This is a genomic window from Brevundimonas terrae, from assembly GCF_011761985.1.
GTDB lineage: Bacteria > Pseudomonadota > Alphaproteobacteria > Caulobacterales > Caulobacteraceae > Brevundimonas > Brevundimonas terrae.
The window spans coordinates 457,919-477,563 of the sequence record NZ_JAASQT010000001.1; the positions used below are offsets into that span (position 1 = coordinate 457,919).

19 protein-coding genes are annotated in these 19,645 nt (G+C 63.0%); 12 read left to right on the forward strand and 7 right to left on the reverse strand.

All coding sequences use genetic code 11. The features are described from left to right. The first annotated feature begins 293 nt into the window (after window positions 1–293). Window positions 294–1,103 (forward strand): TerC family protein, encoded by an 810-nt coding sequence (locus FHS64_RS02230; protein ID WP_167175014.1) that lies wholly within the window; start codon window positions 294–296, stop codon window positions 1,101–1,103. 60 nt (window positions 1,104–1,163) lie between these two features. Here the strand turns inward: FHS64_RS02230 and FHS64_RS02235 are convergent, their stop codons facing one another. Then, a complete protein-coding gene (locus tag FHS64_RS02235) occupies window positions 1,164–3,326 on the reverse strand; it encodes a primosomal protein N' (protein ID WP_167175017.1) in 2,163 nt (720 codons plus the stop codon). A 30-nt stretch (window positions 3,327–3,356) separates the two neighbouring features. Here FHS64_RS02235 and fsa point away from each other — a divergent pair, with 30 nt between their 5' ends. From fsa to FHS64_RS02255, 4 genes are all read left to right on the forward strand, one after another. After that, window positions 3,357–4,010, forward strand: coding sequence for a fructose-6-phosphate aldolase (gene fsa / locus FHS64_RS02240; protein ID WP_167175020.1), 654 nt, complete (start codon window positions 3,357–3,359; stop codon window positions 4,008–4,010). Between the two features lie 71 nt (window positions 4,011–4,081). Beyond that, a complete protein-coding gene (locus FHS64_RS02245; RefSeq protein WP_243862672.1) occupies window positions 4,082–4,768 on the forward strand; it encodes a DUF484 family protein in 687 nt (228 codons plus the stop codon). Then, on the forward strand, window positions 4,747–5,679 hold the full coding sequence (locus FHS64_RS02250; protein ID WP_167175023.1) for a tyrosine recombinase XerC: 933 nt from the start codon (window positions 4,747–4,749) through the stop codon (window positions 5,677–5,679). The genes FHS64_RS02245 and FHS64_RS02250 overlap by 22 nt, the downstream gene beginning before the upstream one ends. Window positions 5,680–5,746: 67 nt before the next feature. Then, window positions 5,747–6,730, forward strand: coding sequence for a retroviral-like aspartic protease family protein (locus FHS64_RS02255; protein ID WP_167175026.1), 984 nt, complete (start codon window positions 5,747–5,749; stop codon window positions 6,728–6,730). Here FHS64_RS02255 and FHS64_RS02260 read toward each other — a convergent pair. Further along, entirely contained in the window at window positions 6,727–7,719 is a 993-nt protein-coding gene (locus FHS64_RS02260; protein ID WP_341771054.1) for an alpha/beta fold hydrolase, read from the reverse strand. The two genes, FHS64_RS02255 and FHS64_RS02260, sit on opposite strands and share 4 nt — an antisense overlap. A gap of 161 nt (window positions 7,720–7,880) precedes the next feature. On the opposite strand from FHS64_RS02260, the gene FHS64_RS02265 reads away from it, so the two are divergent. Genes FHS64_RS02265 through hisC form a run of 5 tightly spaced genes read left to right on the forward strand, consistent with a single transcriptional unit; the run spans window position 7,881 to window position 14,122 of the window. Beyond that, window positions 7,881–10,724: an ATP-dependent DNA helicase gene (locus FHS64_RS02265; RefSeq protein ID WP_341771055.1), complete on the forward strand. Its 2,844-nt coding sequence runs from the start codon at window positions 7,881–7,883 to the stop codon at window positions 10,722–10,724. A 1-nt stretch (window position 10,725) separates the two neighbouring features. Beyond that, entirely contained in the window at window positions 10,726–11,199 is a 474-nt protein-coding gene (gene ybaK, locus FHS64_RS02270; protein ID WP_167175032.1) for a Cys-tRNA(Pro) deacylase, read from the forward strand. Continuing rightward, complete coding sequence (locus tag FHS64_RS02275; RefSeq protein WP_243862673.1) at window positions 11,178–12,323, forward strand: DUF2125 domain-containing protein; 1,146 nt, start codon at window positions 11,178–11,180, stop codon at window positions 12,321–12,323. The genes ybaK and FHS64_RS02275 overlap by 22 nt, the downstream gene beginning before the upstream one ends. After that, window positions 12,323–13,003 (forward strand): hypothetical protein, encoded by a 681-nt coding sequence (locus FHS64_RS02280; protein ID WP_167175035.1) that lies wholly within the window; start codon window positions 12,323–12,325, stop codon window positions 13,001–13,003. The genes FHS64_RS02275 and FHS64_RS02280 overlap by 1 nt, the downstream gene beginning before the upstream one ends. Window positions 13,004–13,021: 18 nt before the next feature. After that, a complete protein-coding gene (gene hisC / locus FHS64_RS02285; RefSeq protein WP_167175038.1) occupies window positions 13,022–14,122 on the forward strand; it encodes a histidinol-phosphate transaminase in 1,101 nt (366 codons plus the stop codon). 72 nt (window positions 14,123–14,194) lie between these two features. Here hisC and FHS64_RS02290 read toward each other — a convergent pair whose 3' ends face one another. From FHS64_RS02290 to FHS64_RS02310, 5 genes are all read right to left on the reverse strand, one after another. Continuing rightward, complete coding sequence (locus FHS64_RS02290) at window positions 14,195–14,977, reverse strand: MipA/OmpV family protein (RefSeq protein ID WP_167175040.1); 783 nt, start codon at window positions 14,975–14,977, stop codon at window positions 14,195–14,197. A gap of 94 nt (window positions 14,978–15,071) precedes the next feature. Continuing rightward, window positions 15,072–15,782 carry a lysophospholipid acyltransferase family protein gene (locus FHS64_RS02295; protein WP_167175043.1) on the reverse strand — a complete coding sequence of 237 codons (711 nt, stop codon included), beginning with the start codon at window positions 15,780–15,782 and terminating at the stop codon, window positions 15,072–15,074. A 5-nt stretch (window positions 15,783–15,787) separates the two neighbouring features. Then, on the reverse strand, window positions 15,788–16,435 hold the full coding sequence (locus FHS64_RS02300; protein ID WP_167175046.1) for a YdcF family protein: 648 nt from the start codon (window positions 16,433–16,435) through the stop codon (window positions 15,788–15,790). A gap of 9 nt (window positions 16,436–16,444) precedes the next feature. Continuing rightward, window positions 16,445–17,344, reverse strand: a complete 900-nt coding sequence (locus FHS64_RS02305) for a cell division protein FtsX (RefSeq protein ID WP_167175049.1) — start codon at window positions 17,342–17,344, stop codon at window positions 16,445–16,447. Beyond that, a complete protein-coding gene (locus FHS64_RS02310; RefSeq protein WP_167175052.1) occupies window positions 17,341–18,099 on the reverse strand; it encodes a cell division ATP-binding protein FtsE in 759 nt (252 codons plus the stop codon). Before FHS64_RS02310 ends, FHS64_RS02305 begins: the two co-directional genes overlap by 4 nt. Window positions 18,100–18,173: 74 nt before the next feature. On the opposite strand from FHS64_RS02310, the gene FHS64_RS02315 reads away from it, so the two are divergent. Together FHS64_RS02315 and FHS64_RS02320 are read left to right on the forward strand one after the other, a co-directional pair. After that, a complete protein-coding gene (locus tag FHS64_RS02315) occupies window positions 18,174–19,115 on the forward strand; it encodes an MJ0042-type zinc finger domain-containing protein (protein ID WP_167175055.1) in 942 nt (313 codons plus the stop codon). After that, window positions 19,108–19,641, forward strand: a complete 534-nt coding sequence (locus tag FHS64_RS02320) for a phosphoribosyltransferase (RefSeq protein WP_167175058.1) — start codon at window positions 19,108–19,110, stop codon at window positions 19,639–19,641. The genes FHS64_RS02315 and FHS64_RS02320 overlap by 8 nt, the downstream gene beginning before the upstream one ends. Window positions 19,642–19,645: the final 4 nt, after the last annotated feature.

A 19,645-nucleotide genomic window follows, 5' to 3' on the forward strand; every position in this document is an offset into this window, starting at 1 on the left:
ATATGCTTGTAAAAAGCAATCCGGGGACGCATCTTTCGATACGCCCTTCGTCAAAGCCGCGCGGCCAATACCATGCAAGGCCGAAAGTCGCAACCAATGCGTAAGGAACGTTATCCCCGTAACCGCACTCTCTTAGCCAGATTGACGTCTTAAGCGAGCCGTCTCGACCTTGGTCTAGGGCGGGACGGGGTTATTTCTGTCAGGGGGGTGCGACGACACGGAACCCTGTACCCTCTTGATACGCGTTCACGCTGGCGTTACCGAAAACGCTTCACATAAACTCAGGAACTTCGATGCTCGATAGCATAACCCCCTTGTTGACCGACCCAGCCGCATGGGCGGCCCTCGTGACCCTAGTGGTCATGGAAGTCGTCCTCGGCATCGACAACCTGATCTTCATTTCGATCCTGTCGAACAAGCTGCCGCCGGAACACCGCCAGCGCACGCGCCGTATCGGTATCGGTCTGGCACTGATCATGCGCCTTGGCCTTCTGGCCACCATCGGCTGGATTGTCGGCCTGACCGCACCGGTCTTTGATCTGGGCATCCACGGTGAAACCTTCGACACCGCCTTCTCGTGGCGTGACCTGATCCTGATTGCCGGTGGCCTGTTCCTGGTGTGGAAAGCCACCAAGGAAATCCACCACGCTGTCGATACGACGCCGTCGAACGACCACCTGCTTGAAAAAGACAAGAAGGATGTCGTCATCAACAATGTCGGCTCGGCCATTGTTCAGATCATCCTGCTGGACCTGGTCTTCTCGATCGACTCGATCCTGACCGCCGTGGGCATGACCGACCATGTGCCGATCATGATGGTGGCTGTGATCATCGCCGTGATTGCCATGCTGGTGGCCTCTGATCCGCTGGCCAATTTCATCGACAAGAACCCGACCGTCGTCATGCTGGCTCTGGGCTTCCTGCTGATGATCGGTGCTGTGCTGATCGCCGACGGCTTCGGCGTCCATGTGCCCAAGGGCTATATCTATGCCGCCATGGCCTTCTCGGCACTGGTGGAAGGCCTCAACATGATGTCGCGTAATGCGCGAATGAAAAAAGACGCCGCCGAGGCGGCTATCGCCGATAAGGGCGCGGATATCTAACGCTGTCCGAAACCTGAAAATCGGGGCGCTGTGGAAACACAGCGCCCTTTTTCTTGACCGCTACAGGAAGCTGTAGGGGTCTACATCCACGGTCAGGCGTACCGAGGCCGGTATCTTTATCCGCCCCAGCCATGCCCGCAAAAAGGCCTGCATATTCACGTCGCGGTCGGCCCTGACCAGCAAGCGTTTACGCCTGCGACCGCGCACCAGCGCCAGAGGCGCATCGGCCGGACCATAGACTTCCAGCCGCTCGGCATTGGGAATGGCCGCCGCCAGTTCACGCGCGGTTTTTTCCAGCGCCTGTGCGTTCTCACTGGACAGGATCAGCGCCGTCAGACGGCCATAGGGCGGCAGACTGCCCAGTTCGCGCTCGGCCATTTCCGCCGCCACAAATGCCTCGCGTTCATTGGCCGCCAAGGCTTCCAGCACGGGGTGTTCGGGCGTCCATGTCTGCAAGAAGGCCCGCCCCGGCTTGTCGGCACGCCCTGCCCGCCCCGTCGCCTGCGCCAAGAGTTGATAGGTGCGCTCCGCTGCCCGCAGATCACCACCGCGCAGGCCAAGATCGGCATCCACAACCCCCACCAGTGTCAGGCGTGGGAAGTTGTGGCCTTTGGCCGCAGCCTGTGTGGCCACCAGAATATCGATCTCGCCCTCGGCCATGGCTGTGATCATGGCGCGCGCGGCCTCGGCATCCGGTACAGTGTCGGACGAAAAGACCGCCGTGCGGGCTTCGGGGAAAAGCTGTCGCACCTCTTCTTCGACGCGCTCGACGCCCGGCCCGACCGAGACCAGCGTGTCTTCGGTTCCACAGGCCGGACAGGCCTTGGGTTTGGGCATGGAAAAGCCGGTCAGGTGACACACCAGTCGCCCGCTATAGCGATGCTCGACCAGCCATGAATCCGTATCGGGCGAGGTCAGGCGGTGCCCACAGGCACGGCACAGCACCACCGGTGCATAGCCACGCCGGTTCAGAAACAGAAGGCTCTGCTCGCCCTTGGCCAGATTGGCCCCGATTTCCTCGCGCAGGGTTTGCGACAGCCAAGTTTGCGGATCGGGCGGATTTTGGCGCAGGTCCACCAGCGCAATATCGGGCAGAACCGCGACACCGTGTCGCGTCCGCAGCTTCAGCCAGCGATACCGCCCCTGCTGGGCATTCCACAATGTCTCCAGCGACGGCGTCGCCGAGGCCAGCACCACCGTGGCCCCTTCAATGCGCCCCCGCGCCACAGCCAGATCGCGCCCGTGATAAACAAGGCCCTCTTCCTGCTTGTAGGAACCGTCGTGCTCTTCATCGACGACGATCATCGCCAGATCGGGATAGGGCAGGAACAAAGCCGAACGGGCCCCCACCACAATATTACAGCGCCCTGCCCTGACCGCTTCCCAGACCTGACGACGGCGCGGCGGGGTCACACCCGAATGCCATTCCGCCGGAGCAGACCCGAAACGGCGGGTGATTCGCTCGATCAGGGCCTGTGTCAGGGCGATTTCCGGCAACAGGATCAGGACCTGAGCGTCCGGCTTTGCCGCCAGAAGCTCAGCGGCCGCTTCCAGATAGGTTTCCGTCTTGCCCGAGCCGGTAATCCCGTCCAGCAAGAAGGGCGCAAAGCCGCCCGTGATAGCCGCTCCGGCCATCGCCTTGGCCGAGGCCGCCTGATCGGGGTTCAGAACGGCGGGGGCATGGTCGGGGCGCGGGCGGTCGAATGCGGCCACGGCCTCGACCTCGAAAACTTCCAGTACACCCTCGTCCACCAATCCCTTGACCACGCCGGTCGAGACCGTTGCTGCCCGCGCAAGGTCTGCCGCCGTCATGCTGCGGTCCTGCAGGGCCTCCAGCACCGCCGTTCGCGCTGTTGTCGCTCGCTGGGGCTGGCGCATGCCGATACGGCGCACACGACGTTCAGGCTTGGGGCGCGGCGCGCGAAGGCCGCGCAAGGCCCGCGAGGCCATTTCCCCCGGCGGATTCAGCGTCCAGCGCGCCGCCCATTCGACAAAATCGACCGTCCCCAGCGGCAAGGACGGATCACTGGCTTTGCGCTCGATGGATTTCAGCTTGCGGTTCGATCCGGTCGTCTCGAAGACATCCGACACGATCCCGCGCAGGAAACGCGGCCCCAGCGGCACATCCACCTGATCGCCGCGCGACAAATCCATGCCGTCGGGCACGGCATAGTCAAAGGCTTCCTGCACCGGCAGGGGGACGAGCACAGATGCGACTTTCACGAATACTCCACCCGCGCTAGGACTTGAGGCATGAAAATCTTCCTCGATACCGCCGACGTCAACGTCATCAAGGACATCCTGCCCACCGGTATGGTGGACGGGGTTACCACCAATCCGTCCCTTATTGCCAAATCAGGTCGAAACATTGCCGAGGTCATTGCCGAGATTTGCGCCCTCGTCGAGGGGCCGATTTCGGCAGAGGCCGTCGCCACCGACTATGAGACCATGGTCAAGGAAGGCGAAAAGCTGGCCGCGATCCACAAGAATGTGGTGGTGAAGCTGCCGCTGACCTGGGACGGCCTGCGCGCCACCCGCACCTTTAGCGACCGTGGCATCAAGACCAATGTGACCCTGTGCTTCTCGGTCGCCCAGGCCATGCTGGCCGCCAAGGCCGGTGCGACCTTTATTTCCCCGTTTGTCGGCCGTCTGGACGACCACGGTGCCGATGGCAGTCTTCTGATCGAAGAAATCCGCGCCCTTTATGACATGCAGGATTTCCAGACCGAAATCCTCGCCGCCAGCCTGCGCAACACCGCCCATGTCGAGGCCGCAGCCATTGCCGGTGCCAATGCCGCCACCCTGCCGCCGGAAGTTTTGAAGGCTCTGGTAAAGCACCCGTTAACCGACAAGGGGCTTGATGCGTTTCTTGCGGACTGGGGCAAGACCGGCCAGTCCATCCTGTAAAGCCTGACCCAATATGGAGCGGTCCGAACGTGTCTCAATCAATGGATCACTCCGAGCTAGGTAACCTTGCCATGACTGCCGAACTTCAATCCGATCTGCATTGGCCTGAAGTTCGGCTATGGCTGGAAAGCCACGGCCAGCACCTGCTGGACGACCGCGAACTGCTAGAACAGCTTGGCCTGAAGATCAGCGAGGCCAATGTCGTCGATTTTGGCCGCGCCGCCGTCAGCAAGATGGAAGCCAATGCCCAGCGCGAAGCGGGCGCCCGCCGCCTGATCGAAGAAATCTCGCGCACTAATTTTGCCGCCCAGACCCAGACCCATGTGGCGTCTCTGGACCTGATGGAGGCCACCGGCCTGATCGAACTGTCGCGCCAGTTGGATATGAGCACACAGGCCCGATTCGGTCTGGCGGGTGCCGCTGTCGCCATCGAAAAGCCCGGCACGATCCCGTTTGGCTGGAAGGCGCTGGAACCGGGCCGTGTCGATGCCCTTCTGGGCGAGGATGGCCGCAACTGGCTGGGTCCGAACTTTACCGGCCTTGATCTCTTTGGGCCTGCCGATGGCGAGGTCAAATCGGTCGCCCTTGTGCGAATGAACCTGCGCTTCCCCGATCAGGACGAGCCACGCCCTGCCCTGTGTGCCTTTGGCTCGACCGAAGACGAGGGCTTTACCCCCGCCATGGGTGGCGAACTGATTGCCTATGTCGCGCGCGTGTTTGAACGGATGGCCGGACGATGGCCGCTTCAGGAAGCCTGAACGCCGACCAGTTGCTGATGGCGTGGCTGGGCCATCTGGCCCATGAGCGCCGCCTGTCGGAGCGCACGCTGGAAGCCTATGGCCATATTGGCCGCCTCTATGTCGGGTTTATGGAACGCCATCGTGGCGAGACGCTGATGCTGTCCGATATGGGCACCATTTCGGCGGCCGAACTGCGCGCCCATCTGGCCGAACGGCGCAGCGGCGACAAACCGTTGAATGCGCGCTCACTGGCCCAGACTCTGGCGGCAATCCGCAGCTTTCATAACTATCTGGATCGTCGCTGTGGCGTGGATGCGCCGCAACTGGCGCTGGTGCGCGGGCCGCGCGTTAAACCGTCCCTGCCGCGCCCTGTGACCGAAGATCAGGCCATGGGCCTGCTGCAGGAACCCGACGCCGATCCCGATATGGAGCCATGGGAGGCGGCACGTGATCGTGCCGTCCTAACTCTGCTTTATGGCTGTGGCCTGCGGATTTCCGAGGGCCTGTCGCTGAAACGCAGTGATGCGCCGCTGGGTGAAAGCCTGAGAATTACCGGCAAGGGGGCCAAGACCCGTATTGTTCCGGTGCTGCCGCAGGTAATCGAGGCCGTGGACGACTATGTGCGCCTTTGCCCGTGGCCGCTGGCCCCCGAGCAGGCCCTGTTCAGAGCCAAACGCGGCGGGCCCTTATCGCCCCGTCAAGTTCAGGCCACCGTACAGCGGCTGCGCGGACGGCTGGGCCTGCCGGCCTCAGCCACCCCCCATGCCCTGCGTCACAGTTTTGCGACCCACCTTCTGGGAGCGGGGGCAGACCTGCGCTCCATTCAAGAGCTTTTGGGCCATGCCAGCCTCTCAACCACGCAGAAATATACGCAGGTCGATGCCGCCGCCCTGCTCAAGGCCTATGAAGCCGCCCATCCGCGCCGTTAGGGCGGGAACCGCCCCTAAATAACATCGTTCAGCCTGTGGTGATTTCTCCAAGGAGAGGCCCGCCGCCATGCCTGAACCCTCCGGCCCGACTGCACTATGCCGCCGCACCTGTCTGGCCGGTATGGGCGGGTTTGCGGGTCTGGCCCTGCATAACGGGATCGCCCTTGCCGCCCAGTCGGAAGCCTCCGCTCTTCCCGAAATTCCGCTGGCCCTGAATCTGTTCACCCGCCTTGCCGCCCGGGTCCAGTTGGAGCCGCGCCGTGTCTGTCTGTTTGTACTGGATACAGGCGCACAGGCCACGTCGCTGTCGGACCGTCTGGTCGAGGAAATGGGTCTGTCTCGCGGCCCCGACGTGCTGGTCCACAGCGTCACAACCTCCAGTCTGGTGCCCAGTGCCCGTCTGCCGCGCCTGAAACTGCAAGGCGAAAGCTTCGACAATGTGATTGCCCCCGTTTTTCCCTTTGCCCAGTTGGGAGCGGAGGGCTTGTTGGGTCTCAACCACCTTCAGGCCTTCAGCCTGCTGTTGGATATCCGGCGTCAACAGGCCACGCTCAACCCGTCACAGTCACGCGGTGTCAGTTTCAATTTCGGCGACAGCACAAATGCCACCCGCATTGAGCGCCTTATGTCGTCCGTCCCCAGTCAGCGCAGCGACGGCTTGCTCTTGATGAGCGTCACTGTGGGGCCGGTCGAGGCCGTCGCCTTTCTTGACACCGGTTCCCAATATTCGGTGGCCAATCTGAACCTGCTCGCAGCCCTTGGTTATCGCCCCGACCAGACACAGATGCGGACCCTCTTTGGTGTCAGTGGCCCGCCCATACCGGTGCATACAGGCCCTGCCCCCTCGCTCACACTGGGGGTCAAACGCATACCGCAAGCGCCTTTGTTGTTTGCGGACCTGCACATTTTTGGGGTGCTGGGCCTGTTATCGCGACCGGCCCTGATGATCGGTGCGGACATACTGGGCCGGTTTGATCGCGTCGGTATCGATTACCGTACCAACCGCGTCACTCTGGGCGACGTCATGCGCCACAGGCTTCCGCGTCCCTAGGCTGGACAAAGCTGGGCAGGACGCGAGGCGTGCAACGACAATCCCCACAGGAAGGACAATATGGCCTGTGTCACGATCTCGGGCTTTTCCTGCTGCACCCAGTGGCCTGCCCCCGGCACCACCGTGACGGCATGCAGATCGGTCAGCCATTCGGAAAGCTCGCCCTCGAAATGTCCGGCATAGTTTCGCACCGGATCGCGCTCTCCGACCAAGAACGCGGCAGGGACCGTAATCTTGCACCCCTGTAGCCAGCGGGTGCGCGCCCAGTTGGCGTCGATTTTGCGATACCAGTGAACCGCGCGCTCAAACCCTGTCTGGCGAAAAGCCGCGACATACTGCTCGAAATGGGTCTGTGACATCCACGCAGGCAAGGTCGCGCGATCGGATATCAAATCAAGCATATCGCGCCCTGCCGGAATACGGCCTGTGGCCTGATCGCTCTGCGGTGTGGCCCCGTCAAAGGCCCAGAACATTTTACGCAAAGCCGCTTCAGGATCGGCATCCATAGCCAGATGGGCATCAGGGGCCGCAAAGGCCGCCAGATACAGCTGATCCTCGCCGTTCTTTTGCGCCAGATAGTTCATCACCGTCGTTGGCGGGCCTTGTTTACGACGTGGCTGGAACGGCACCGACATTCCCATCACCGCGTGGAACATGTCGGGGCGCAGCAGGGCACAGTGCCACGCAACGGCTGCACCCCAGTCGTGGCCCACAATCACGGCCTGTTCGTATCCCAGCGCCTCGACCAGCGCGACCAGATCGCCCACCATCGAGAATATGGAATAGGCCTCGGCCTGTGACGGTCCGCCCGTGCCGCCATAGCCGCGCATATCGGGGGCCACCGCATGATAGCCCGCCGCCGCCAGTCCTTCGATCTGGTGATGCCAGGCCAGTGACAGGTCGGGAAAGCCGTGGATCAGCAAAACCAGTGGCCCTTCGCCCGCGCGACGAATCTGTATCGGCAGCTCTTCGGTTTTGACCGTTTTCACTTCCACCGCGCACTCCACCATGAAAAGAGACAACTCTAGGTGGACAAAAAGCTATAAATTTCTCCGAGGCAACGCGAACATATCAATGTTACACAAATTTAGCCGTCTTTAAGCGAGGTGTTTCCTTTTCGTTTCGCTCGCAGGTTGACTATGTTTAGCGGGTGAGCACCGCCAACACCTCTTCCTCCACTGCTGTCGAGCTGAAAATCGACCTGCCACCCGCCTTGGCGACACCGCCGGGTGCCGGTGCCGTATGCGATGACGAAGGGGCACGAAAAATCGGGCGCGGTGCTGCCGAAGGGTTGTTACTGGGCGGACCGGTTATTGTCGCCCATGCCAGCATCACCGCCCGCCGTTTAGGGCTGGAAGCTCCACAACGCTCACACGATATTCTCGATGCACTGGAACTGTTCGCCTTTGTCAGGCCTGCACGTTTCTGTGCGCCTTCGCCGACAGGTCTGGCGCTGGCGCTTGGTCGCGCCGAGCCCAAGGGGGCCGAGGCGCAAGCCGTGGCCCTGCGCGAAGCCGCGGGCGAACTTTTGAAAGAACTGGCCGCCCCCGCCTATCCCAACCGCGAAGAGGCTTATGGTCTGGCCCTGACGCTGGATCGCGCCGGATGGAGCTGGGGCGGGCGCGTCATCAATGCACTCGAAGCGGGCGGTATTCGCCAGCGCACCTCGCGCGGCTCGGGTCTGGATGTCTGGGCCCGCCTGCCGGAATGGGAGGATGAGGCCCCGCGCGGAGAAGCGGGTTCTGCGCCTGTCGATAGCGAGAGCGCCCGTATCCGGCTGGAAAAACTGTTGCAGGCCTCGGGTCTGGACGAAACCCGTCCGGCCCAGTCCGACTATGCGTCCGAAGCCGCCTATGCCTTTTCGCCCCGCAGCGAGGAAGGCCGTCCGCGCATGTTGCTGGCCGAGGCGGGCACCGGCACCGGCAAGACCATGGGCTATCTGGCCCCTGCCTCCTTGTGGGCCGAGCGCAACCACGGGGCCGCGTGGATTTCCACCTATACCCGCGCCCTACAGCGCCAGATCGATCGCGAGAGCAAGGCTCTGTGGCCGGACGAGGCTGAGCGCCGTCGAAAGACGGTCGTGCGCAAGGGACGCGAAAACTATCTGTGCCTGCTGAACCTTCAGGACATGGTGCAGGCTGCGCAGTTGGGGAATGGCGATCTGATCGGCATGGCGCTGGCCACCCGCTGGGCCGCCCATAGCCGCGATGGCGACATGACCGGCGGCGACTATCCCGGCTGGCTGTCGGGCCTGTTTGCCGTCGCCCCCGCCCATCAGGCCAGCCCCGCCAATCTGGTGGATCGTCGCGGCGAGTGCGTCCATGCCGCCTGCCCGCACTATCGCCTGTGCTTTGTCGAAAAGACCATTCGCGCCAGCCGCCGCGCCGATCTGGTCGTGGCCAACCATGCTCTGGTGATGACACAGGCTGCCTTTGATGGCTCTCGTACCGCACGCGGCCTGAAGCAGGATGGCGAGACGGCGGCCCTGAAACGCATCGTCTTTGACGAGGGCCACCATCTGTTCGATGCCGCCGACAGCGCGTTTTCAGCCAGCCTGTCAGGACAGGAAGCCGCCGAGTTGCGGCGCTGGGTGCGGGGTCCCGAAGGGCGCGGGCGTCGCGGGCGCGGACTGGAACTGCGCCTTGGCGACCTGTGCGCCGACAACGAAGCGGCCCGAAAATCCCTGACCGATGCACTGGCCGCCGCCGCCCAACTTCCGGGTGAGGGTGTATCCGGCCGTATTGCGCCTGCATCCGGTGAAGTGAATCCCATCGGGCCGATCGAGCGGTTTTTAGCCGCCGCCCTCGAGCAGCTTCGCGCCCGCGCGTCTGAAAATGGCGGCACCGAGTTCGGGCTGGAATGCGCCCTTCGCCCCGTAACCGAATCCGTTGTCGAGACGGCGCGCGCTGCGGCCAAGGCCTTGGCCGATATCGAAGCGCCGCTATTGGCGCTGGCCCGTCACCTCGAAGATATTCTCGACGAAGAGGCTTCCGAGCTGGACCCGTCCGCCCGTGCCCGTATCGAGGGGGCCTTGCGGGGGCTCGATCGCCGTGCGCGCATGACCCTGCCCGGCTGGCGCTCCATGCTGTCGGCGCTGGACGAAGCCGATAGCGAACCGGACCCCGACTATGTGGACTGGCTGTCGGCCGAGGCTGCATTCGGTCGCATCCACGATGTCGCCCTGCGCCGTCACTGGATCGACCCGACCATTCCGCTGGAAGCGGCGGTCATCATGCCGTCCCACGGCGTGCTGGTGACCAGTGCCACCTTGTCAGATCCGTCGGCCAGTGATCCGTTCGATATGGCGCGCATGCGCTCGGGTGCTGCACGACTGATTGAACCGGCCCGCACCCTGAAGGTCGAAAGCCCGTTCGACTATGCCAATCACAGCCGCATCATTGTGGTCAACGACCTGACCAAGGACGATCCGCGCCAGACGGCGGCGGCCATGCGCGAACTGTTTCTGGCGGCGGGCGGCGGCGGCGTAGGCCTGTTCACCGCTATCCGGCGTCTGAAGTCCGTTTATGAGCGGTTGGGGCCGGAACTGGCCCGTGCGGGCATCCCGCTCTATGCCCAGCACGTCGATCCCTTAGAGGTCGGCGCTCTGGTCGATGTGTTCAGGGCCGAAAACGATTCCTGCCTGCTGGGCACCGATGCGGTGCGCGACGGGGTGGACGTTCCAGGTCGCTCGCTGAGAATTCTGGCCTTTGACCGCGTGCCGTGGCCGCGCCCCGACCTCTTGCACAAGGCACGGCGCGAGCGTTTCGGCACCGGCCATGGCGGTCGCTCCTATGACGATGCCCTCGCCAGAGGCCGTATCGCGCAGGCCTTTGGCCGCCTGATCCGCCGTGCCGATGACAAGGGTGTGTTTGTGATGCTGGATGCGGCCTGTCCGACGCGGCTGTTCTCGGCCCTGCCCGAGGGCACAGAAGTCATGCGAATGGGGCTGGCCGACGCTGTCGATCTGACCCGCGAATTCCTGAAGGTCGAATAGTATGGCCAAGACCACCCCAGCTACTCTGGCCCTGTCCAAGGCCGGCGTCGGTTTCGAACTGCATCCCTATGACTATGATCCCGATGCACCGCGTGTCGGGCTTCAGGCCGCCGAGGCCCTGGGCATAGCGCCCGAACAGGTCTTCAAGAGCCTGATGGTTCTGGTGGATGACAAACCCGCCTGTGTGGTTCTGCCGTCCGACTGTGAGGTCAGCATGAAGAAGTTGGCCGCATGTCTGGGAGGAAAATCCGCCCAGATGATGAAGCCCGCCGATGCCGAACGCCTGACCGGATACAAGGTCGGCGGGGTCAGCCCCTTTGGCCAACGCAAGGCCGTGCCCACCGTCATCGACGAAACCGCACAACTGTTCGACACCATCCTGATCAATGGTGGGCAGAGAGGTCTGTTGCTAGGCCTGTCACCCGACGGGGCGCGGCTGGCGGCCAATGCCACATGGTCCGACATTACCGCCTGATCTCGACACAAGACGTTCGCAAATGGCTGATCTATAAGCGCCCCATGACCACGCAATCTTCGACAGTTTCCGAGCCTGCACCGCGCCACAGCCGCCGCGCCCTGTATGTGCCCTTTATTATTTTCGGCATCATTCTGGCGATCTGGACCGTCTGGTGGTTCTGGCTGGCCCATGAGGTCAAGAGCGAGCTTCACAGCCGTCTGGAGCGGCTGGAAAAAGCGGGCTGGAGCATCGAGTACAGCAAGGTTTCCACGCGTGGCTGGCCGTTACATACGCGCATCGGCCTGCACGATCTGCATGTTCTGGCTCCGTCGGGCCACGGTCTGCGCGCACCCGAAATCATTGCCGAGGCCAATAGCTATAATCCGCTGCGCTGGGTGGTTGGTGCATCGAACGGCGTGACGCTGATCCGTGCCGAAAAGGGCGAGACACAGGTACAGGCCGAAGCCATCCGCATGAGCCTGTCCGGTCTTCGCCAGCGCTGGCCCAATGTCGCCTTCGAGGCCGTCAAACCGCGCTTCACCGCCGCAGAAGGGGCCGCGCCCTTCCCGCTGGCCGATGCCGCGCTGATCCAGCTCTATATGCGCCCGCACATTACCGCCCGTACCGAGGCCGGTGACGATGTCGATATTCTGGTGCGCCTGATCGAGGCCAAGGGTCGCGAGGGTGGTCCGGTTCAAGGTTTTACCCAGAATGACCAACTGACCTTGCAGGTAGAAGCCGTTGTCGAAAAGGCCTCCGCGCTTCGCCAGCCTGCGACGGCTGCGGGTCTGCTGTCGGCATGGACCGCCGCCGGTGGGCGCTTCACCGACATCAAGGGCGAGATGAAGGCGGGCGAAACCCATGCCCTTTTGACCAGCCCGCTGCTGACGGCCAATGACAAGGGCCAGCTTGAGGGCGAGGTCACGTTCAAGGCCGAGAAACCTCTGGCCGCTCTGGTTGGACTGGCGGGCAGCCATCAGGGCACCCCCGCCGACCGCGCCGCAGCGGCCCGCGCGGCTGCCAGCACCCCGCAAGGGGCCGAGGAAGAAGGCGAGCAAAAGGTCGAACTGAGCGTCATGTTCCGCAAGGGCCGCACCTATCTTGGCCCGTTCGCGCTGGCTCCGGCACCGCAGTTGTTCTGATGCTTGAAGCCCCGTCCGAAGACCCCCACCGCCTGTCGCTGGATCAGGCCATCGCCAAGGCCGTCATGGAACGTCAGGCGGCGGGTGCGCGGGCGCGCCCCGATGCTGATGCTCTGGCCCTGCGCCACATCCTGAAAGATATGCACCCGACGCAAAGATCGGCGGTACGGGCGGTTCTGGGGCGGATGGAGGCAGGCCTCGGTCGACAGGTCATGGCCTGTGGCGGCGTTTCGCAACTGTTGGCCGCCGACCGATGGGGACCGTTTGCCCGCCCGTTGGCCGAACCGGAACAGGCCATAGAAGCCGCCCAGAAAGGCGCGCGTGTGCTGGTCGATATCGGTACGCGTCCGTGGTGGGCTAAACTGCTGGCAACGCCCGATATACGGGTCATTGCCGCCCTGCCCGATGATGCCCGCGCGCGTCCGCGCAGCCTGATGATCTCGAACGAAACCAGCGGCCCTACCGGGGATGACCGCACCTTCTGGGTGACCGACAGCCCGATGACCGATGCCGCCATCATCCAGAGCCTGTCGACCAATGGTCTGGCCGCCGAGACTTTGGCACAGTCAGGTGCCTTGAAGCTGTTCGTGCTAAGCGGTTATGTGCAGGCAGAAGACGGGAGACTTCAGGGCGCTCCCGGCCAACTCAGCGGCATCATCGGTGCGGCTCCCATATTCTAGACGATCGAGGAAGCGTCCATGACCGAAGTCCGTCACTCCGCCCCGCGCCCCAAACCGGGTATTCTCGATATCGCGCCCTATGTCGGCGGAACGGGCGCTCTGAGCGGTGTGGCCGAGCCGATGAAGCTGTCCTCGAACGAGAACCCGCTGGGGGCCGGTCCCAAGGCCCGCGAGGCCTTTGCCTCGGTGCTGGACAAGATCCACATCTATCCGGACGGCCATGCCGGCAAGCTGCGCACCGCCGTCGCGGACCTGCACGGCATCGAGGAAGACCGGCTGGTCTTCGGCAATGGCTCGGACGAGGTTTTCGCCCTGCTGAACCAGACCTATCTGAGCGCAGGCGATAACATCGTCACCGGCGAGTACGCCTTCCTCGCCTATCGTATTTCGGCGCTGGGCTGCGAGGCCCAGGTCAAGCTGGCCCTCGAGCCCGGCTATAAGGCCGAGGTGGAGGACTTGGTGGCGCAGGTCGATGAACGCACCAAGATTGTCTATCTCTCCAACCCGTCGAACCCGACCGGAAGCTGGCACAACGGCGAGGAAATCCGTCGTCTGCATGCCGCCCTGCCCGCCCACATTATTCTGGTCATTGACGAAGCCTATGCGGAATATGTCGTCGAGCCGGAATGGGAAAGCGCCATTGATCTGGCGCGTACCGCCGAAAACATTGTCGTCACCCGCACCTTCTCCAAGCTTCACGGACTGGGCGGCCTGCGTATCGGTTATGGCTATATGCCCAAGGCCATGGCCGAGGCGATGGACCGTATCCGCCTGCCGTTCAATGTCTCGGTGCCCGGTCTTGCCGCCGCCATCGCCGCTCTGGGGGATGAGGACCACCAGAAGGCCTCGCGTGATCTGGTGCTGGAATGGCGCCCGCGCCTGACACAGGCCATCAAGGGCTTTGGCTATGATGTGCTGCCATCGGTCGGCAACTTCATTCTGGTGATGTTCAAAGACCCTGCCGAGGCCAATGCCGCCAGCGAGTATCTGAACCAGAAGGGTATCATCGTGCGCGGCGTCGGTGGGTATGGCCTGCCGCAAGGGCTGCGGATCACCATCGGCACGCCGGACCAGAACCGCGCCGTCGCCGATGCGCTCAGCGAGTTTGCAGCCCGCTAAAAACGCATACTGCCATAAAACACAAAGGCCGCGCTCCTTTCGGGGCGCGGCCTTTGTCATTTCTGCGTTGGCCTACATCCCGTTAAAGCGGGCCACACCAATAATACCGGCACGCCAGATATGCGGTTCGTCCAACAGCGGGCTGTTACGGGTATCACCCATATATTCTTCGTAGTTCACAAAGGCACCGACGCCGTAGCGCGTGCCGATCGGCACCGCCAGCACCGCCGACGCCCCTAGCGCGGACAAGCCGCCATCACTTTCAAACTGACGGTATCCGCTGGATACGGCCTCGTCGGCGGTCACACCGAAATAGCGGTTCAGCCGGTCAGAATCCCCGCCGCGGCCATAGGCCATAACCTGTAGCAGTCCGACCCGCGTAATACGCTGGTGCCCGATCTGGGCATTCCAGGTCATACCCGCATCATCGCCCGTCACGTCCTGCGAGACACGCCCGCCCACGACCACATTGCCCGGCAGGCGCTTGAACGCATAAAGGGTGGCATCGGCTCCCAGTTCGGGGCGATTGTCGAACCCTTCGAGGTCGCCTGCCGAAAAGCGCGGACGCAGTTGTACACCGGCGCGGAAGTCGTCGCGTTTAATGGCGTTCCAGCCGATCCCGTCCAGCCCGTTGGCATAGACGACGTCCTTGTAGGAAGCCGAACCCCAGAAGGTCCAGTTCACATCCTTGCTGTCGTCACCCGTGGCGCTGAAGCCGCGCACGAAACCGCCGCCGACATCGACCTTCCAGGTCTTGGCATCCTCGACCTGTTCATAGGGCTGGGATTGAGCAAGGGCCTGTCCGGCCAAAAGCGATACAGCCGAGAATACGAGCACAGCCAGATTACGCGACACATGAAGCTCCTGTTCGGAAAACGCCACAACGCTTTCGCGCCATGGGCAGCAGCTTCAGTGCAAAGACGAATTTTAAGGCTTCAACATGCCCCGATCACGACTGCAAAAGGGCAATCGATGCTGTTTCAATTCGATCCTGCATCAATTTCATCATTTCGCCGCGCTTCAGACCGGCCTCGACCGGAGGCAGGAACTCGAACACCACCGTGCCCGGCTTGAAGCCCATCACGCCCTTGGCCGGCCAGTGCTGGCCGGAATTGGTCGCCATCAGATGGCAGGCGCTATCCACGTCGCGATAGATGGCTGCCACCCCCGGCTTATAGGTGCCCGCCGCACCGGGCTGGGTACGGGTGCCTTCGGGAAAAATCATGATCTGGCGTCCGTCCTTCAAGCGCGCACTGGTGTGCTCCACCATGGCCTTGAGCGCCTTGGCATGGGCTTCGCGATCCACAGGGATCATCTTGGTCTTCCATGCGAACCAGCCAAAGAAGGGCAGCGACATCAGCTCTTTTTTCAGCACGAAGCACGGGTCGTCCATGAGGATGAACGGCACCACGACGTCCAGCATGCTCTGGTGCTTGGCTGCCACCAGAGTCCCGCCCGTCGGCCGGTATTCCAGACCGCGTATCTCGACCTTGATCCCAGCAATCCAGCGTAGACCAAACAGCACCATCCGCGCCCAAAACTTGATCACGCCCATGGCGAAGCCATGCGGCATCAACAGCGCCGGAGACAGGCCCACCGCACAAACGAATATTGTGAGATAGAGCCACAGCGAGAACAGCAGGGAACGGATAGGGTGCATTCAGATCAAGCCTTGTCAGCTTCGGTGCCGGTCGCCTTTTCCACCAGTTCGGCGGGGCGTTCAGGATGGAAACCGCGCAGCTTGTGCCACGCTTCGCGGCCCAGTACCGCCAGATATTTCATGTATTCGAGCGTCATGCGGCGGGCCGACTGTTCATGTCGCCACCAGTCCGGGCGATCCAGCGTCGGGGTTCCAACCGCATAGGGCACCATCACCACCCCCGGCAGGGCACTGCGGACCTCCAGCAGGCTGCGTGGCATGTGATAGTCGGATGTGACCACGATCAGCTTGCTATACTTGTTGCGGCGCGCCCATTCGGCGATCTCGCTGGCATTGCCCACCGTGTCCTCGGCCTCGAAGCCCAGATCGACACAGCAGTTGAACAGCTTGTTGGAACCGGGCGTCAGGGCCCGCAATTCCTTGCGGCGGACCTCGCGGTTCACCCCCGAGATCAGCAGCCGGTCACCCTTGTCCTGTTCCAACAGCCGGATCGCCGCATTGACCCGCTCGGCCGAAGGGCCGGTCAGGGCCACAACCGCATCGGCGCGATCCGGCTCTGTAGCGGGCGTGAAGTCCTGCACCCGTCCGGCAAAGACGAACAGGCCAACCAGCCACATCAGCACAATTGCCGCAATGAGGGTGATGAATCTCATGGGACTCTACTACCCACGACCCGACAGCTTCGCCAGTGCTGTGAAACGTGCCGCCAGAATGGCCGTGACCGCAGCCAGAACCGGGCAGACCACAATCGCCAGCAGATCGCTAAAACGGACCGGAAGGGCGGGGGTCAAACCCGCCTCGCCGCCCAGCAATCGCAACAGCGCCATGGCCAGACCGGCCATCACCGCCCCTGCCACCCCTGCGCTCAAGGCCAGCTTGCCGAAGCGTGCCTGATAAAGCCCCGCCACATGCCCATCCGAAGCGCCGTTCAAGCTCAGGGTTTCGATAATATCGGCCTGTGCCGCCATGCCTGCGCGCGTGGCATAGGCAATCACCGCTGCCGTCGCCCCTGCAATCAGCACAAAGGCGGCGATCGCCAGCACGGTCACAATCCCTGCCGCCCGCTCGACCTCGCCCCGCCACAGGCTGTGGTCATCCACCGAGGCATCCAGTCCGGCCTCGGCCAGAGCGCGGCTGAGGGTCGGTGCGCTGGCGGGGTGTTTTTCGTCCAGACGCACCACCACCAGATGCGGCAATGGCAGATCGGGCAGCACCGCCTCGCCCACCCACGGGGCCAACAGGCGTTCCGATGCCTTGCGGTCCAGCGCATAGGCTTCTTCGACACCCTGAACCGCAGACAGGGTTTCGGCTGCCCGCGCTGCCGCCGTGGGACCGCTTTCATCTACGCGCGGGCGTACCTGTACGGTCGCCTCGCCACGCAGCTCTCCCGCCCAGCCATGGGCGGCGCGATCCGCCGCCAAGGCACCGATGGCCGATAGCGTCGCCAGAAAACACAGCACGGCAATCACCGCCGCCAGCCAGCGCTCGCCCGACCGCTCGCGCGGCAGCAAGGTGCCCGGCACCGGCAGCGGTTTGCGAATCACCGAAGGGTTCGCGCTCATACGGCGGCTCCTTCCGGGTGCGGCTGATGCTCTGGCGGGCGCTGTGACGGCACCAACTGGCGCAGATAGCCATCCTCCAGTCGCAGCAAACCTGCGCCATAGCGTTCAGCCATGTCTTCATCGTGGGTCGCAATCAATATGGTCGCTCCCAGCTTGTTGAGCGACACAAACAACCGCATCAGCTTTTCACCCATAGCGCGGTCCACACTGCCGGTCGGCTCGTCGGCCAGAATCAGGCGCGGACGGGTAATCACGGCGCGGGCAATGGCCAGACGCTGTTTCTCGCCGCCCGAAAGGGATGGCGGCAGGGCCTCGAAGCGCCCGCCCAGTCCGACCCAGCGCAGCATCTCGGCCACATCCTGCACATAGTCGCGCGGACGCTCGCCATTCAACCGCAAGGGCAGGGCCACATTGTCGAAGGCCGACAAGTGGTCCAGCAGCCTGAATTCCTGAAACACGACGCCCATTCTCTGACGCATGGCCGGAATGGCCGAACGCGGAATCTGGGTTACATCCTGTCCGAACAGGCTGATCCGGCCTGTTTGTGGTCTCTCACCCAGCGTCATCAGGCGCAAAAGCGTTGACTTTCCCGCGCCGGACGGTCCGGTAAGGAAATGGAAAGAGCCATGAGGCAGGATAAGGTTAACATCGCGCAGAACCGAAGGCCGGTCATCATAACCGAACCCTAGGCCTCTGAGGCGGACGACATCGATATCTTTGTTGGGTGCCGTAGGGCGACGTTCTTGGATTGGCATAGGGTGTTTTCGTTTTGGACCGGGGCGCGTTCGCCCTCGACAGGAGGGGGCGTAACGCCTCTTAGCCGCCGCCTATGATACTGACCTGCCCCGCTTGCGCCACCAGCTATTTTGTATCCGATGCGGCAATCGGCCCTTTGGGCCGTCGCGTGCGCTGCAAAGCCTGCGGTCACGACTGGCGCGCCATGCCCGAAGATGCCCCGCTGGAACTGGATGAGGGTGTTGCCGAAGCTGTCGCGCCCGCCTTGGCAAAGCCTGCCGTCCAGTCCGAAGCCGCTGCCGAGGATGATGTTACCACGGCCCCTCTGACCCAGGCCTTCCGCGCCCGTGCAGAACAAAAACGCCGTACTCGTCAGGCTGTCCGTCAGGGGCTGGCCTGGGGTTTGATGATTGTGCTGATGCTGGTCGGTTTTATGGCGGCCTATATCTGGCGCGACACTATCGTCGCCAAGGTGCCCAAGCTGGCCAGCGCCTATCAGTTGGTGGGCATCGAAACCAACCCCATCGGGCTGGACTTCGAAGCCATTTCTACCGGATTTGCCCGTAACGATATCAGCCAGATCTATGTCTCCGGCGCCTTACGCAATCTGCGCGCCCGCGAGATTGTGGCCCCGCCTATTCGTATTGCCCTGCTGGATCGCACGGGTCGTGAATACGACCATCATATCCTGCGCCTCGAAGGCGCGCCGGTTCTTCCCGGTGGTGTGCGTGGCTTTGCGGTGATCCTGCCCAATCCCGACGGACGCTTTGCCGAAACCCGTCTGCGTCTTGTGCCGGACGAGGCCGCGGTAAAGCCGCAACCGCGCGCCGCCGCCGCACCTGCGCGCAAGGTCCAGCCTGAAACCGCCCCTGCCATAACCCAGACGCCGAAAGCCTCGGCACCGCAAACCAAGACCACCGATGCTGTCGATACCGATGGCTTGCGCCGAATCAGCCAACTGACCCCTTCATCGGCAATTGGTCGATCTGATCTCGACACCGGACCGTTTGAGGGGGTATCGGCTGGGCATGGCTGATCCCTCCCCCCTTGCGCCGACCGTCCTGCTCTCACAGAGCGAAATCAACCGCATCAATGCCGAGCTGGCGCGCCAGATTGCGCCGCTGATCGATGATGACACTGTGGCGGCGGTGCTGTTGACCGGAGGGCTGTGGTTCGGGTCCGACCTGACCCGCGCTCTTTATCGCGAAGGCCGCAACGTCAAGTTCGATGCCGTGTGGATGTCGTCCTATGGCGACGACAAGCAAAGCCGCGGCAAGGTCACTGTGCGCGCGCCCTTCCAGCGCTCGATGGAAGGCAAGACTGTTCTTCTGATCGACGATGTTCTGGATACCGGCCTGTCGCTGGTCGAGGCCATCCGCATCACCAAGGAAGCCGGTGCCGCACGCGTCCTGACCTGTGTGTTTGCCCGCAAGCCTTGCGAGCACGAACGCATGACGCCGGACTTTGTCGGCTGGGAAGCCCCCGCGCGCTTCCTCGTCGGTTATGGGCTGGATCATCAGGGCGGCATGCGCGGCCTGCCCGATATCTGCGCCCTCGACTAAGACA

Coding starts and splice junctions, on each gene's coding strand:
- FHS64_RS02305 (WP_167175049.1), bottom strand. CDS start 17,344: ATGAGCGCGAACCCTTCGGTGATTCGCAAACCGCTGCCGGTGCCGGGC.
- FHS64_RS02315 (WP_167175055.1), top strand. CDS start 18,174: ATGATACTGACCTGCCCCGCTTGCGCCACCAGCTATTTTGTATCCGAT.
- FHS64_RS02320 (WP_167175058.1), top strand. CDS start 19,108: ATGGCTGATCCCTCCCCCCTTGCGCCGACCGTCCTGCTCTCACAGAGC.
- FHS64_RS02250 (WP_167175023.1), top strand. CDS start 4,747: ATGGCCGCTTCAGGAAGCCTGAACGCCGACCAGTTGCTGATGGCGTGG.
- FHS64_RS02245 (WP_243862672.1), top strand. CDS start 4,082: ATGACTGCCGAACTTCAATCCGATCTGCATTGGCCTGAAGTTCGGCTA.
- FHS64_RS02300 (WP_167175046.1), bottom strand. CDS start 16,435: ATGAGATTCATCACCCTCATTGCGGCAATTGTGCTGATGTGGCTGGTT.
- FHS64_RS02275 (WP_243862673.1), top strand. CDS start 11,178: ATGGTCCGACATTACCGCCTGATCTCGACACAAGACGTTCGCAAATGG.
- FHS64_RS02310 (WP_167175052.1), bottom strand. CDS start 18,099: ATGCCAATCCAAGAACGTCGCCCTACGGCACCCAACAAAGATATCGAT.
- FHS64_RS02280 (WP_167175035.1), top strand. CDS start 12,323: ATGCTTGAAGCCCCGTCCGAAGACCCCCACCGCCTGTCGCTGGATCAG.
- FHS64_RS02295 (WP_167175043.1), bottom strand. CDS start 15,782: ATGCACCCTATCCGTTCCCTGCTGTTCTCGCTGTGGCTCTATCTCACA.
- ybaK (WP_167175032.1), top strand. CDS start 10,726: ATGGCCAAGACCACCCCAGCTACTCTGGCCCTGTCCAAGGCCGGCGTC.
- FHS64_RS02255 (WP_167175026.1), top strand. CDS start 5,747: ATGCCTGAACCCTCCGGCCCGACTGCACTATGCCGCCGCACCTGTCTG.
- hisC (WP_167175038.1), top strand. CDS start 13,022: ATGACCGAAGTCCGTCACTCCGCCCCGCGCCCCAAACCGGGTATTCTC.
- FHS64_RS02230 (WP_167175014.1), top strand. CDS start 294: ATGCTCGATAGCATAACCCCCTTGTTGACCGACCCAGCCGCATGGGCG.
- fsa (WP_167175020.1), top strand. CDS start 3,357: ATGAAAATCTTCCTCGATACCGCCGACGTCAACGTCATCAAGGACATC.